Here is a 14,229-nt window from a genome sequence, read left to right as displayed (position 1 = left end):
AGGCTAGCCGACCATCCATTGCTGCCAGCGCGCGAGCAGGCCTGCCGGGTCGATATCCAGTACGTCGCGGCCGGCGGTGTACGGGTCGGCGCGGGTGACGCCGCAGACGGCGAGATAGTAGGCGCGCAGCTTCGGCGTCCCGAAGGTATCGGCGACGAAGCGGGCGAACCACCAGGCGCGGTCGTAGGCCAGCGAGCGCTGCGGTCCCGGGGTGTCCAGGTCGAAGTCCGACGGTAACGACACGGGCCGCGAGCGCTGTCCGGCGGGGACCGGGCCACTGGGCCGGGCAATGAAATCGGCGACGCCTTCGGCCAGCCATCGCGGCGCGTCGAGCGCGGTGTCGGCGCGTGACGCATAGTGAAAAAGCTCGTGGGTCAACACAATTCGCAACGCCGAGTCGCTCATGGTCGCAGCACCCGGGGCGAACACGATGCGCTGGCCGACGACCACCCGATGCGCGGGATCGACGCGATCGGCGACGGTGATCGCGGCGATGTCCGCCCACTGCTCCGGCGTGCCACCACCGGCGGCGGCACGGAACTGATCGTCGGAGCCGGCGACCACCACCGAGATGTCGCGCGACCAGTCGACTCCCCAGAATGCCTCGACCTTGTCGATCGCGGTGTGCACCTGCGCCGCGATACGGGCCAGCAGGCGGTCGGCGGCCGCACCGCCCAGGCCGATCAGGCGGACCTGGCGGTCACCGACGATCAGCGGCGCCCGCCCGGCGATCGGTTGGCTGCGCGCGGGCGCCACCAGCTGTGCGGGTCTTATCCGGCCATCGCGGGCATCTAGCCCTGCGGCGGCCACCACGATCTCAACGACAAAGACCCAGGCCAGCAGGATCGGCAGCCATCGGCGCCACCGACGGAATTGCCTGGACTGAAAACGGTCAGTAACGGCGGGCGTCGTGAATCGGGCCCGCGGCATTCATCGGCACCACCCGCACCGGCACGCCGTAGGTGGACGAGTGAATCACCATGCCGTCGCCGACGTAGATGCCGCTGTGTGACGCGTCGGAATAGAAGGTCACCACGTCGCCGGGCTGCAGGTCCGACAACGCCACCGGCTGGCCGCCATTGGCCTGCGCCTGGCTCGAGTGCGGCAACGAGACACCGGCCTGCTGGAAGGCCCACATGACCAGCCCGGAGCAGTCGAACCCGCCAGGTGCGGCGCCACCCCACGAGTACGGCGTTCCCACCTGGGTCAGCGCCGCCTGAACGACGTTGGCGCGATCACCGCCGGGGCCACCCGGACCGCCGGGAGCCATTCCGGGAATGCCGGGCATCATCCCAGCCGGCTGCGGAACCTCGCCGGGCGGCAGCGCGCCGGGTGCCGGCGGTGCACCGGGCGGCAACGCCTCCGGCGCGGGCGCACCCGGAAGCGGCGCGCCGGCCGGCATCGGCCCGGGGTCGGCCAGCGCGGTGCGCTGCTCCGGCGACAGGGATACGTACTGCGATTTGACGACCGCGATCTGAACCTGCAGCTGGCTCTGCTTGGACTGCAGGCTGGCCCGCACCGCGGCGGCCTGCTCGGCCGCGCTCTTGGCCTCAGCGGCGGACTTGGCCGATGCCTGCTCCGCCTTGGCGGCTTGCTCACTGGCCACCCGGAAACTTGCCATCTGCGTGGACATTTGGGTCGCCATCACGCGCTGCACGGCCAGCTTGTCGATCAAGCCCTGCGGCGATTGCGCGGTCAGCATCGCCTCCATGCCGTCGACGCGGCCGCCCATATAGGTCGCGGCGGCCAGCTTGTTGACGGCGGTTTGGAAGGTGGCCAGCCGAGCCCGCGCCCCATCGACGGCGGCCTGGTCGTCCGAGTGCTTCTTGTCGGCGGCCTGCTGTGCGGCGAGCTTCTCGTTGAGATCGAGCTGCGCGCTGTGCATGGCCTCGGTGGTCTGCTCCGCCTGCCGGGATAGCTCGGTGAGCTTTGCCAGGGCGTCGTCGGCCGGGTCGGCCGCCACATTGGCGGCACAGACACCCGATAAGACCGTGAGGCCTGCCAGCGTCCCGATGACTGACCGCGTGATGACACGCGAGATCGAATGCGCGGAGCCGAAACTCAAAGTATTGCTTCCTTAAACTGCCATCGACGTTCGAGGTCGAGCTGGGTTTAGGTCTCAAACAGGTTACGAAACGATATCGGCGTTTGTCCAAACCAGATCGTTAAGAAAATGGAAAGATTTATGACATAAGTATGTGAACGAGGCCGGGTGAGCGCGGCGGTCCTGGGGTTTTGACACTCGAGGCCGTTAGGCGACACCGGACCCGCGATTTCGATGAATCGGCACCAAACGCAACCGCGGTGCCATCCCCACCTCCGCGAGCACCTCGAGTGCGGCCCGCTCGTCCTCCATCAAAGTTTCCGGTACCCCGAGTAGCACGCTGACCACACAGTCCCGGCATCCCGGGCCGCGCGCCGCGCAGTCGTCGCAGTCGATCACCACCGGTGCACCCGGTCCTGAGGTGGCGACACCTTTGCTCTCGGTTGGTCTGCTGTGGGCCATCGGAATCGGTCCTCTCATCCGGCTTGTCGTGCTCGGCCCGAACGCTAACCGCGGGCACCGACATCTTTTGGCGCGCGCGACCCCGGCGGCGCAACGCCGCGAATGTCGGCGCTGTTGCCTAACGTCACGCCCATGGGTGTGACTGGTGGGACTCAACTGAGTTTTGCCGACTTGGGCACGGATCGGGAATCCGGTGGCGACCCGAGCTGGACGGCCACCGACGAAACCCCGTTGCGCGAGACCACCTTCGTCGTCGTCGACCTGGAGACGACCGGCGGACGCAGCCGCGCGAAGGACGGAGCGGCTGCCGACGCCATCACCGAGATCGGGGCGGTCAAAGTCCGCGGCGGCGTCGTGCTCGGCGAGTTCGGCACCCTGGTGGACCCGCAGCGCAGTATCCCGCCGCAGATCGTGCAGCTCACCGGCATCACGACGGCGATGGTGTGCGACGCCCCGACCATCGACGCCGTGCTGCCGATGTTCCTGGAGTTCGCCGGGGACGCGGTGCTGGTCGCCCACAACGCGGGGTTCGACATCGGGTTTCTGCGGGCCGCCGCGCAGCGCTGCGAAATCGCTTGGCCGCGACCGCAAGTGCTGTGCACGGTGCGGCTGGCACGCCGCGTGCTGAGCCGCGAGGAGGCCCCCAGCGTGCGACTGGGCGCCCTGGCGCGGCTGTTCGCCGTCGCCACCCAACCCACCCACCGCGCGCTGGACGACGCCCGCGCCACCGTCGACGTGCTGCACGCGCTGATCGAGCGGGTGGGCAACCAGGGTGTGCACACCTACGCCGATCTGCGCGCGTATCTGCCGAACGTGACACCGACCCAGCGCCGCAAGCGCGTGCTCGCCGACCACCTGCCGCACCGGCCCGGCGTGTACCTGTTCCGCGGCCCGTCGGGCGAGGTGCTCTACGTGGGCACCGCCGTCGACCTGCGGCGCCGGGTCAGCCAATACTTCACCGGCGCCGACCCCCGCGGCCGGATGAAGGAGATGGTGACGCTGGCCGGCGCCGTCGACTATGTCGAGTGTGCCCATGCCCTGGAGGCCGGAGTCCGGGAGCTGCGGATGCTGGCCGCGCACGCGCCGCCGTACAACCGCCGCTCGAGGTTCCCGCAGCGGTGGTGGTGGGTGACGCTGAGCGACGAGGCGTTCCCCCGGCTGTCGGTGGTACGGGCCCCGCGACATGATCGCGCCATCGGGCCGTTTCGGTCCCGCACCGACGCCGCCGACACCGCGCGGCTGCTGGCGCGGTTCACCGGGATCCGGACCTGCACAACGCGACTCGGCCGTTCAGCCCGCCACGGTCCGGCCTGCCCCCAGGTCGAGGTGTCGCCCTGTCCGGCCGCGCGCGACCTGAGCGCGACGCAGTACGCCGCGGCCACGCAGCGCGCTGCGGCCCTGATCGACGGCACGGACGACCGCGCGCTGGGCGCCGCCGTCGAACAGGTCGGCGTGCTGGCCAGCCATCACCACTTCGAGAGCGCCGCGCGACTGCGCGACCGCACCGCCACGACCGTCGAGGTGCTGTGGCGGGGGCAGCGGCTGCGGGCACTGGCCGCGCTGCCCGAGCTGATCGCCGCGGCCCCGGACGGCGGCGGGGGCTATCACCTCGCCGTGATCCGCTACGGGCAGCTCGCCTCGGCGGGCACCGCCCGGCGTGGGGTGCCGCCGATGCCGGTAGTCGACGCCATTGTGGCCGGGGCACAAACGATTTTGCCGACCGCTGCCCCGCTGGGGGGTGCGCTGGTGGAAGAGACCGCGCTGATCGCGCGCTGGCTGGTCGCCCCGGGAGTGCGCATCGTGCGGGTCGCCGACGACATCGGCTGGGCCTCGCCGCTGCGATCGGCCGGCGCCTGGTCGGGGTGGGCCGCGACGGCCCGCTCGGCGCGGCTGGCCTCGCAACAGGTCGCGCGAGAGCTGGACTCAGGCCTGCTGGCTGAACCGCACCCAACGCGCGAGCAACTCTTCGGCGGCCCCGGAGTCGATGGCCCTGCCGGCACGCTCCAGCCCGTCCTCCCACGCCGGCAACCATTCAGCGCGGCTGGATAGGCCCGCGTGCGCGACGATCGCGCCGGCGGCGTTGAGCACGACGGCGTCGCGGACCGCGCCCTTGGCGCCGCCCAGCACGGCGCGCACCTCCGCGGCGTTGGCGTACGCGTCGCCGCCCAGCAGCTGGCCGAGATCGGCACGAGCGAACCCGAATCCCGCCGGATCGAACGTCAGCTTGTCCACCGTGCCGGCCTGCACGCGCCAGATCGTGCTGGTGGTGGTCGTGGTCAATTCGTCCAGGCCGTCGTCGCCGTGCACGACCAGCACGCTGGCGCGGCGAGCGGCGAACACCCCGGCCATCACCTCGGCGAGGTTGGCGAACGCGCAGCCGATCAGACCTGCCCGCGGCAACGCCGGGTTGGTAAGCGGCCCAAGGAGATTGAAGACCGTCGGTATCCCGATCTCGCGGCGCACCGCGGACGCGTGCCGGTAGGACGGATGGAACGTGGGCGCGAAGCAGAACCCGATCCCGACCTCGGCGAGACTGCGCGCAACCTGATCGGGCCCCAGGTCGATGCGCACGCCGAGCGCTTCGAGCGTGTCGGCGCCACCAGACAGCGACGACGCCGCGCGGTTGCCGTGTTTGACCACCGGCACCCCGGCGGCGGCGACCACGATCGCGGCCATCGTGGACAGGTTGACGGTGTTGACGCCGTCACCGCCGGTACCGACGATGTCGACGGCGTCACCGCGGATCGCTTCGGCCGGGATGCGCAGCGCGTGACTGAGCATCACGTCGGCCAGCTCGCTGACCTCGGCGGCGGTGGGCACCTTCATCTTCATCGCGACCGCGAAGGCGGCGATCTGGGCCGGGCGCGCATTGCCGGTCATGATCTGGTCCATCGCCCACGCGGCCTGACCGCGGGCCAGCTGCTGCCCGTCGGTCAACCGGCCCAGCAGCTGCGGCCAGGACGGCGTAACCCCGGAAGCCGTCGCGGAAAACGCCCGGGGCGATCCAGCCTCAGATGATGCAGCCACGCGCCGATGGTCCCACGTGGACCAACCGACACCCAACCGTCGTTTCCCGGCCCGGAAAAGTTCCACAAAAGCGACGCGCGGAGGCGAATTTCCGCCCCGGGTAGAGTTCAACAACTACAAAGCGTCATACTTGCGGATGTGACGAGTGCTGTAGGGACCTCGGGGACCGCGATCACGTCGCGAGTTCATTCGCTGAATCGGCCCAACATGGTCAGTGTCGGCACCATAGTGTGGCTGTCCAGCGAGCTCATGTTCTTTGCTGGCCTGTTCGCGTTCTATTTCACGGCGCGGGCGCAGGCGGGCGGGAACTGGCCGCCGCCGCCCACGGAGCTGAATCTGTACCAGGCCGTGCCGGTGACGTTGGTGTTGATCGCGTCGTCGTTCACCTGTCAGATGGGCGTGTTCGCCGCCGAGCGCGGCGACGTGTTCGGGCTGCGCCGGTGGTACGTGATCACCTTCCTGATGGGACTGTTCTTCGTCCTCGGGCAGGCCTACGAGTACTACCACCTGGCCACCCACGGGACGACCATCCACGGCAGCGCCTACGGCAGCGTCTTCTATCTGGCCACCGGCTTCCACGGCCTGCACGTGACCGGCGGGCTCATCGCCTTCATATTCCTGCTGGCCCGCACCGGGATGAGTAAGTTCACCCCGGCGCAGGCGACGGCCAGCATCGTCGTCTCCTACTACTGGCATTTCGTCGACATCGTGTGGATCGCGCTGTTCACCGTGATCTATTTCATCCGATGAGCCGACGGCTCCGAATACAGGGAAATAGACAGGAGTGCTCGGTTGAAGAACCTGGGGTTCATCCGATCCCGCGGCCGTAAGCCGCAGAGTCAGCCACGCAAAAAAGCCCTGCAGGAGCAGAGCCGGCGGCGTCTCCGCCGTCGGCTGTCCGGCGGGCTGCTGCTGATGATCGCGCTGACCATCTCCGGCGGGCTGGCCGCGGTGCTGACCCCCACCCCACAGGTCGCGGTGGCCGACGAGTCGAATTCGGCGCTGCTGCGCAACGGCAAGCAGCTGTTCGACACCTCCTGTGTGTCCTGTCACGGCGCCAACCTGCAGGGCGTGCCGGACCACGGGCCGAGCCTGATCGGCGTCGGCGAGGCGGCGGTGTACTTCCAGGTGTCCAGCGGCCGCATGCCGGCCATGCGCGGCGAGGCCCAGGCCCCGCGTAAAGCGCCGATCTTCGACGAGGCCCAAATCGACGCGCTCGGGGCCTACGTCCAGGCCAACGGTGGCGGGCCCACCGTGGTGCGCAATCCCGACGGCAGCATCGCGATGCACTCGCTGCGCGGCGAGGACCTGGGCCGCGGTGGCGATCTGTTCCGTCTCAACTGCGCCTCGTGCCACAACTTCACCGGTAAGGGCGGCGCGCTGTCGTCGGGCAAGTTCGCACCCGACCTGGGCGAGGCCAACGAGCAGCAGATCCTGACGGCGATGCTGACCGGCCCGCAGAACATGCCGAAGTTCGCCGACCGCCAGCTTTCCTTCGAAGCCAAGAAGGACATCATCGGCTACGTCAAGAACGTCACCGAGGAGCGGTCGCCGGGTGGCTACGGCCTGGGCGGGTTCGGGCCGGCACCCGAGGGCATGGCGATCTGGATCATCGGGATGGTCGCGGCCATCGCGTTGGCATTGTGGATTGGGGCACGGGCATGAGCTCGGAAAGCACCGGCGTCGGTAAAGAACCGGACCAGGCCGCACTGGCGGCGATGTCCAACCAGGAACTGCTCGAGCTGGGCGGCAAGATCGACGGCGTCGAGACCGTCTTCAAGGAGCCGCGCTGGCCGGTCGAGGGCACCAAGGCCGAGAAGCGTGCCGAGCGCGGCGTGGCCCTGTGGCTTTTGCTGGGCGGCGGATTCGGGTTGGCACTCCTGCTGATCTTCTTGTTCTGGCCGTGGGAGTACAAGGGCGACGGGCAGGCGGGCAACTTCCTCTACTCGCTGGCCACGCCGCTGTACGGCTTCACGTTCGGGATGTCGGTCCTGTCGATCGCCATCGGCGCGATCCTGTACCAGAAACGCTTTATCCCGGAAGAGATTTCGATTCAGGACCGCCATGACGGCGTCTCGCGTGACATCGACCGCAAGACGGTCGTCGCGAACCTGACGGATGCCTACGAGACGTCGACGATCGGGCGCCGCAAGCTGATCGGAGCGTCGTTCGGGCTGGGCATGGGCGCGTTCGGCCTCGGCACCCTGGTGGCGTTTGCCGGCGGCTTGATCAAGAACCCGTGGAAGCCGGTCGTGCCCACCGCCGACGGCATGAAAGCGGTGCTGTGGACCTCGGGCTGGACCCCGCGCTACCACGGCGAGACGATCTTCCTGGCGCGCGCCACCGGTGCCACCGAGGGTGCCCCGTTCGTGAAGATGCGCCCCGAGGACATGGACGCCGGCGGCATGGAGACCGTGTTCCCGTGGCGGGAGTCCGACGGCGACGGCACCACGGTGGAATCGCACGAAAAGCTGATCGGCATCAAGATGGGGGTCCGTAATCCCGTGATGCTCATCCGAATTCGGCCCACCGACATGCCACGGGTGGTCAAGCGTCAGAACCAGGAAAGCTTCAACTTCGGCGAGTTCTTCGCGTTCACCAAGGTCTGCTCGCACCTGGGCTGCCCGTCGTCGCTGTACGAGCAGCAGTCCTACCGAATCCTGTGCCCCTGCCACCAATCGCAGTTCGACGCCCTGCATTTCGCCAAGCCGATCTTCGGCCCGGCGGCCCGTGCGTTGGCGCAACTGCCGATCACCATTGACTCAAACGGGTATCTGGTTGCCAACGGCGACTTCATCGAGCCCGTCGGTCCTGCGTTCTGGGAGAGGACGACAACATGAGTCCGAAACTGAGTCCCCCGAAGATCGGTGATGTCCTGGCCCGCCAGGGCGAGGACATCGACAGCCGGTATCACCCGTCGGCCGCGGTCCGCCGGCAGCTCAACAAGGTCTTCCCGACGCACTGGTCGTTCCTGCTCGGTGAGATCGCGATGTACAGCTTCTTCGTGCTGCTGATCACCGGCGTGTACCTGACGCTGTTCTTCGACCCGTCGATGGTCGACGTCACCTACAACGGCGTGTACCAGCCGCTGCGCGGCGTCGAGATGTCGCGGGCCTACCAGTCGGCGCTCGACATCTCCTTCGAGGTCCGCGGTGGCCTGTTCGTCCGCCAGATCCACCACTGGGCCGCGCTGATGTTCTCGGCGTCGATCATGGTGCACCTGGCGCGCATCTTCTTCACCGGCGCCTTCCGCCGGCCCCGCGAGGCCAACTGGGTGATCGGCTCGCTGCTGCTGATCCTGTCGATGTTCGAGGGCTACTTCGGCTACTCACTGCCCGACGACCTGCTCTCCGGCATCGGTCTGCGGGCCGCGCTCTCGTCGATCACGCTGGGCATGCCGGTGATCGGAACCTGGCTGCACTGGGCACTTTTCGGCGGTGACTTCCCCGGCACCATCCTGATCCCCCGGATGTATGCCCTGCACATCCTGCTGATCCCGGGCATCATCCTGGCACTGATCGGGCTGCACCTGGCCATGGTGTGGTTCCAGAAGCACACCCAGTTCCCCGGTCCGGGACGCACCGAGCACAACGTCGTCGGCGTGCGCGTCATGCCGGTGTTCGCGGTCAAGTCCGGCGCGTTCTTCGCGGCCATCGTCGGCGTGCTGGGCCTGATGGGCGGCCTGCTGCAGATCAACCCGATCTGGAACCTGGGACCCTACAAGCCATCTCAGGTGTCGGCCGGCTCGCAGCCCGACTTCTACATGATGTGGACCGAAGGCCTGGCGCGTATCTGGCCGCCGTGGGAGTTCTACTTCTGGCACCACACCATTCCGGCCGTGGTCTGGGTGGCCCTGATCATGGGTGGCGTTTTCATCCTGCTGATCATCTACCCGTTCCTGGAGAAGCGGTTCAGCGGCGACAAGGCCCACCACAACCTGCTGCAGCGGCCGCGCGACGTGCCGGTGCGGACCTCGATCGGCGCGATGGCGATCGCGTTCTACATGCTGCTGACGCTGTGCGCGATGAACGACATCATCGCGTTCACGTTCCACATCTCGCTGAACGCGACGACGTGGATCGGGCGTATCGGCATGGTGATCCTGCCGCCGCTCGTCTTCTTCATCAGCTACCGCTGGTGCATTGGGCTGCAGCGCAGCGACCGGGCGCTGCTTGAGCACGGCGTCGAGACCGGCATCATCAAGCGGTTGCCGCACGGTGCCTACATCGAGCTGCATCAGCCGCTCGGCCCGGTTGACGACCACGGCCACCCGATTCCGCTGGAATACGCGGGCGCGGCGATTCCCAACAAGATGAACAAGCTGGGCTCGGCCGGTACGCCGGGCAGCGGCAGCTTCTTGTTCGCCGACCCGGCGTCCGAGGATGCGGCGCTGCGCGAGGCGGCCCACGCCTCGGAGCAACGCGCGCTGACCGCGCTGCGCGAACGCCAGGAAACCAACGGATCGACCAACGGCGAGCACTAGCCGCCGGCTGTGGCTAGCTTCAGCCGGCGGTGCGCTGCTGTTGGGCGGCGCGCAGGATCGACCCTGCGGTCACAAAGGCGGGCTTCTCCCGGTCAGCGGCACAAACCGGCAGGTCAGCGGCGCAGCGTAATACCATCAGCGCGAGTGCGCTGTAGGTCGCATACGGGACGATCAGCAGGTTGGCGCGCCGGTCGCCGGCCTCGATGGTCATGACGTGGTGATGCTTCTGGTCCCAGCCCGGCCAATTGAAGTCGGGTGGTCGTTGCAGTGGTTGCCAGTTGACTTTGATCGTCGTGATGTCTCCCAGCATCGGAGTCAGCAGGGCAACCAGGCCGGGCAATTCAATGCTGATGCGGTCGGCGCGCGGCCACCACGCGCCGTCGATGGCGCGGCCGAGCTCCCGCGCCAGCGACAACCGGATGGGTTTCGCTGCGCCTCGACCGGCGAAGGGACGGCTCATCGCCGATGTCCCCTTGCGCTGCGCAGTGTCATAGACTTCACGGGCGATCCCTTCACCGTCGACACTGCCCCCAAAGTCGGGGGCGGCGGAGCGGGGCGCCGATGCGGTTGTACCACCGCTGACAACGAGGCCAACTCGCGCTTGACGCTACGCCACAGCTCGGCAATTCCGGAATGTGACGGTGTGACGCGGCCCAGAAGTGGGGATGGCTCTCTGATGGCAATTCAAGACTGGAATGACGCACCCGAGATTCATCCGTCGCAGATTCGAGTGGGTGACGTCATCGGGACGATTCGCCCCACCGGTCAGCGCTACACCGTCAAAATGATCGGCTCACCACACACAGGCCCGCGACAGTGGACGTTTTTCTGCCGGGACGACGGGGGCCTGCAGCACACCAGCACGTTCCGCGAGGACGAGTTGGTCCGCAGGTACACCAAAGCCTCGTGACAACCGACCGACTAGGTTGCAGCGACTTCGCGGCGTAACTGGCGAACGTAGAGCCATTCGACCGCCGGCATCGCCGCGGTGACGGCGGCGGCCAGCCCATAGCCGACCCAGGACGGGCCATCGTGTCCGACGGCCATCGAGTAGGTCGCCGCGGCGACGGCAATCAGCGCGATGCCCATCGTCGCGGTCAAGACGACGGTGCCGCGCAACCAGATTCGGTCCACCGCCTCGCCGGACCACTCCCCGTCCGCGCCGGCGGCCGGGGCGCGCTGCGGGCGCACCCGTTCGACCACGGGGCGCGTGGTGGACGGCCGGGTCGGCGGCCGCCCCTGCAGGGCCGTCGACCGTACGATCGGCGGTTCCGCCTTGGTCATCCGGCGGGCCCGCAACAGCACCGGGATGGCGCCGGCGATGATCAACGCCGACACGATGATGACGGTGTACAGCACCCACGGCGTGCTGTGCGAATTCCGCGCCGCGCTGTGCAGGCCGCCGCCGAGATCGGCCAGCGCGACGGCAGCGGCCACGCTGACCCCCAGCAACAGCAGCCAGATCGCGGCGCACGTACCCAGCAGGAGGCGATCGATGACATCCGGCGGAACGGTGTCAGGCCCGCGACGATACGCGGAGTATCTGCTGACCATCAGCAGCTCGTCTGGGGTTGGTCAGCATTGTTCGACGACAGCACCGTCCCGTCACTGGTGGTGATCGAGCAATTAAGCCGGCTGACCCGGAAGAGGCTGGACGCCTGCACGGAGCCGACGTCGGACTGCGAGATCGGTGTGACCGTCATCGACCACGGGATGTAGACGTTGTGCTGGGTGCGTGAGCGGCCCGAGGCGTCGACGTAGGTCACCGAGATGATGTCGCCCGGCGCCTTGGTCCCGGTCACCGAGTAGGTGACCTGCCGCGGGCCGGCCGGTGTCGTCGTCGGCGGAGGCGTCGGAGGCGGGGCCGCGGTGGCCGACGTGGTGGCCGGCGGGGGTGCGGTGGACGGCGCGGGCGGCGGCGGAGGCGGTGGGGGCGGTGGGGTCACCGTCACTGTCTGGGTCTCCGTAGCTGTCGGTGGCGGTGGCGGCGGCGGTTCGGTGGTGGTCGGTGGCGGTGGCGGCTTGGTCGTGGTGATTTCGTCCTGCACGGGAGGCGTCGACGACGTGGTGGTGCCCGGATTGGCCAGTTGGCTGGTATCGGTGCGCGCGAACAGCAGCGACACCGACACCACCAGAGCGATCGCGGCCACGATGGCGGCGACACCGACCACCCACGGCCAGCGTGGGGCGCCGCCGTGGTCTTCGTCGTCGTCGGCCGTGTCGTCGTAATTCTCGTAGTCGTAGAGCCTCAGATCGGCCGGCAGATACGGGCCGCTGATGAAATGCTCGGACTCCGGTGCGGAGTAGGCACGCGAATATGCGTCCGTCTCGCCAGTCTGCTCCGCGGCCGGTATTGCGCCGCTGTCGCCGAATGGCTCGAGTTCGTGACGGCCGTGCAATTCGTCGTCGTGCTCGTCTAATTCGTCGTCGGGCTCGCCGCCGGAATTCGGTTCGTGGGTGAGCTCACTGGCCGAATCGGATTCGTCGGGTTCCCATCCCGGGGGTTTCGGCCCGCTCATGTCTGCCTGCCCTGTCCAACTGCGTCACCTGCGCACGCGGCTTCAGGGGTACCTCGTGTCGCACGCGCTCGGGAGATTCTCATGTGCCTGCGCAAACCCTACCGAACCGGGCAGCGCAAAGAAGTCTTGGCAAACGGGCGACAGCTCAACTGATGCCCAGATTGTTACCTTTGAGACGCAAATCAGTGCTTCTCGGGGCCCACGTAGTACTCAAAGACCAATCCGGCGGCCGAAGCAAGGATGAACACCACGCCGGCGACGATCAGCCAGGGCAGCCACAGCGCGATACCGACCGCGGCGACCGAGCCCGACAATGCGAGCATCAGCGGCCACCAGCTGTGTGGGGCGAAGAATCCCAATTCGCCTGCACCGTCGCTGATTTCAGCACCCTCGTAGTCCTCGGGCCGGGTGTCGAGGCGACGGGCCACGAACCGGAAGAAGGTGGCCGTGATCAACGCCAAACCGCCGGTCAGCGCCAGCGCGGTGGTACCCGCCCACTCCTCGCCGCCGGTGGCGTACAGCGCCGTCAGCACCCCGTAGAGCACCGCGCAAAAGACGAAGAACGCGGCGATGAATTCGAACAGCCTCGCTTCGATATGCATTGGGTGTCCTAACCGACTGGTTGCGTCTGTTCGCCGCGGCGAGTGTCGAACGGATGAGTGGTCACCGCGACCGGAGACTGGGCGATCGCCTGCAACGCTTGAGCGTTCGTCTTTCCTTCGCTGCGTTGCTGCAAATAAGCCTTGAAGTCATTGGGCTCAACGACGCGGACCTCGAAGTTCATCATCGAGTGATAGGTGCCGCACATCTCCGCGCAGTGGCCGACGAATGCCCCGGTCTTTTGGATCTCTTCGACCTGGAACACGTTGATCGAGTTGTTCTGCTTGGGGTAGGCCATCACGTCGCGCTTGAACAGGAATTCCGGCACCCAGAAAGCGTGGATGACGTCGGCTGAATTCAGTACGAATTCGATGCGCTTGCCGGCCGGCAGCACCAATACCGGAATCTCGGTGGGCGTTCCCAGCGTCTCGATCTTGTCGAAGTTCAGGTAGGACCGGTCTTCGGTGTTGATCCCGCGCACCGGGCCGACGCGCTCTTCGCCGTGCTCGTCCTTGCCCTCGGGCTTGGAGACCATCGCCTTCTTGCGGGCCTCGTCGGCGCCGTCGTAGTTCAGCGTGCCGTCCTTGAAGTTGATGCTCTGGTAGCCGAACTTCCAGTTCCACTGGAAGGCCGTGACGTCGATCACAACCTCGGGGTTCTTGTCCAGGTGCAGCATCTTCTCCTGCACCACGACGGTGAAGTAGAAGAGCACCGAGATGATCAGGAACGGCGTCACCGTGAGCACCAGCTCCAGCGGCATGTTGTAGCCGAACTGCCGCGGCAGCTCGGTGTCGGTGGCCTTCTTCCGGTGAAACGCCGACGACCAGAAGATCAGGCCCCACACGATGACCCCGACAACCAGCGAAGCGATTACCGCGCCGATCCACAGCTCTCGGTTGAGGTGGGCCTGCGGGGTGATGCCCTCGGGCCAGCCCATGGCAAACACCGTCTGCCAGCTGCAACCACTCAGGGTGACCGCCAGCACTCCCAGCGTTCCGGCCAGCGCCAGCGGTCGAAATATGCGATGCGACAAACGCTGCGAACGGAACTGCCCGCCGGGTGTCACGTTGGCGCCTCCTGCTCGAACGTCGAAT

At 67.5% G+C, this 14,229-nt stretch carries 14 protein-coding genes and 1 pseudogene; 6 read left to right on the top strand and 9 right to left on the bottom strand.

The genetic code is table 11. The features are described 5' to 3' along the window. Positions 1-3: 3 nt before the first annotated feature. From AAHS21_RS24950 to AAHS21_RS24940, 3 genes are all read right to left on the bottom strand, one after another. On the bottom strand, positions 4-843 hold the full coding sequence (locus tag AAHS21_RS24950; protein WP_342930257.1) for a hypothetical protein: 840 nt from the start codon (positions 841-843) through the stop codon (positions 4-6). Between the two features lie 49 nt (positions 844-892). Next, positions 893-2,065, bottom strand: a complete 1,173-nt coding sequence (gene ripC / locus AAHS21_RS24945) for a peptidoglycan hydrolase RipC (RefSeq protein WP_342930209.1) — start codon at positions 2,063-2,065, stop codon at positions 893-895. Between the two features lie 186 nt (positions 2,066-2,251). Beyond that, a complete protein-coding gene (locus AAHS21_RS24940; protein ID WP_342930208.1) occupies positions 2,252-2,506 on the bottom strand; it encodes a hypothetical protein in 255 nt (84 codons plus the stop codon). Between the two features lie 102 nt (positions 2,507-2,608). Here AAHS21_RS24940 and AAHS21_RS24935 point away from each other — a divergent pair. Further along, a pseudogene (locus AAHS21_RS24935) lies at positions 2,609-4,492 on the top strand (DEDD exonuclease domain-containing protein); the annotation flags it as partial. Here the strand turns inward: AAHS21_RS24935 and trpD are convergent. Continuing rightward, positions 4,430-5,533: an anthranilate phosphoribosyltransferase gene (gene trpD / locus AAHS21_RS24930; protein WP_342930207.1), complete on the bottom strand. Its 1,104-nt coding sequence runs from the start codon at positions 5,531-5,533 to the stop codon at positions 4,430-4,432. The pseudogene AAHS21_RS24935 and the gene trpD sit on opposite strands and share 63 nt — an antisense overlap. Before the next feature lie 138 nt (positions 5,534-5,671). Between trpD and AAHS21_RS24925 the strand changes: the two genes are divergently transcribed. Genes AAHS21_RS24925 through AAHS21_RS24910 form a run of 4 tightly spaced genes read left to right on the top strand, consistent with a single transcriptional unit; the run spans position 5,672 to position 10,016 of the window. Further along, complete coding sequence (locus tag AAHS21_RS24925; RefSeq protein WP_096288648.1) at positions 5,672-6,283, top strand: heme-copper oxidase subunit III; 612 nt, start codon at positions 5,672-5,674, stop codon at positions 6,281-6,283. Between the two features lie 60 nt (positions 6,284-6,343). After that, positions 6,344-7,198 carry a cytochrome c gene (locus AAHS21_RS24920; protein WP_342930256.1) on the top strand — a complete coding sequence of 285 codons (855 nt, stop codon included), beginning with the start codon at positions 6,344-6,346 and terminating at the stop codon, positions 7,196-7,198. Beyond that, a complete protein-coding gene (locus tag AAHS21_RS24915; RefSeq protein WP_096288650.1) occupies positions 7,195-8,373 on the top strand; it encodes a ubiquinol-cytochrome c reductase iron-sulfur subunit in 1,179 nt (392 codons plus the stop codon). Before AAHS21_RS24920 ends, AAHS21_RS24915 begins: the two co-directional genes overlap by 4 nt. Beyond that, positions 8,370-10,016, top strand: a complete 1,647-nt coding sequence (locus AAHS21_RS24910; RefSeq protein ID WP_342930206.1) for a cytochrome bc complex cytochrome b subunit — start codon at positions 8,370-8,372, stop codon at positions 10,014-10,016. The genes AAHS21_RS24915 and AAHS21_RS24910 overlap by 4 nt, the downstream gene beginning before the upstream one ends. A gap of 19 nt (positions 10,017-10,035) precedes the next feature. Here the strand turns inward: AAHS21_RS24910 and AAHS21_RS24905 are convergent, their stop codons facing one another. Continuing rightward, on the bottom strand, positions 10,036-10,476 hold the full coding sequence (locus AAHS21_RS24905) for a DUF5994 family protein (protein WP_342930205.1): 441 nt from the start codon (positions 10,474-10,476) through the stop codon (positions 10,036-10,038). A gap of 216 nt (positions 10,477-10,692) precedes the next feature. Between AAHS21_RS24905 and AAHS21_RS24900 the strand changes: the two genes are divergently transcribed. After that, positions 10,693-10,926, top strand: coding sequence for a hypothetical protein (locus tag AAHS21_RS24900; protein WP_342930204.1), 234 nt, complete (start codon positions 10,693-10,695; stop codon positions 10,924-10,926). 11 nt (positions 10,927-10,937) lie between these two features. Here AAHS21_RS24900 and AAHS21_RS24895 read toward each other — a convergent pair whose 3' ends face one another. The 4 genes from AAHS21_RS24895 to AAHS21_RS24880 all read right to left on the bottom strand — a co-directional run bounded on the left by AAHS21_RS24895 (position 10,938) and on the right by AAHS21_RS24880 (position 14,201). Continuing rightward, a complete protein-coding gene (locus AAHS21_RS24895) occupies positions 10,938-11,570 on the bottom strand; it encodes a DUF2561 family protein (RefSeq protein WP_342930203.1) in 633 nt (210 codons plus the stop codon). Beyond that, positions 11,570-12,535, bottom strand: a complete 966-nt coding sequence (locus AAHS21_RS24890) for an MmpS family transport accessory protein (RefSeq protein WP_342930202.1) — start codon at positions 12,533-12,535, stop codon at positions 11,570-11,572. Before AAHS21_RS24890 ends, AAHS21_RS24895 begins: the two co-directional genes overlap by 1 nt. A 182-nt stretch (positions 12,536-12,717) precedes the next feature. After that, the gene (locus AAHS21_RS24885; RefSeq protein WP_096288656.1) at positions 12,718-13,137 is read right to left on the bottom strand and encodes a cytochrome c oxidase subunit 4; all 420 of its coding nucleotides are present in this window, start codon (positions 13,135-13,137) and stop codon (positions 12,718-12,720) included. Positions 13,138-13,145: 8 nt separating this feature from the next. Next, the gene (locus AAHS21_RS24880; RefSeq protein WP_342930201.1) at positions 13,146-14,201 is read right to left on the bottom strand and encodes a cytochrome c oxidase subunit II; all 1,056 of its coding nucleotides are present in this window, start codon (positions 14,199-14,201) and stop codon (positions 13,146-13,148) included. Positions 14,202-14,229 lie beyond the last annotated feature (28 nt).

Source organism: Mycobacterium sp. 050272, from assembly GCF_039023525.1.
GTDB lineage: Bacteria > Actinomycetota > Actinomycetes > Mycobacteriales > Mycobacteriaceae > Mycobacterium.
This window is presented reverse-complemented; position numbering and strand designations above follow the sequence as displayed.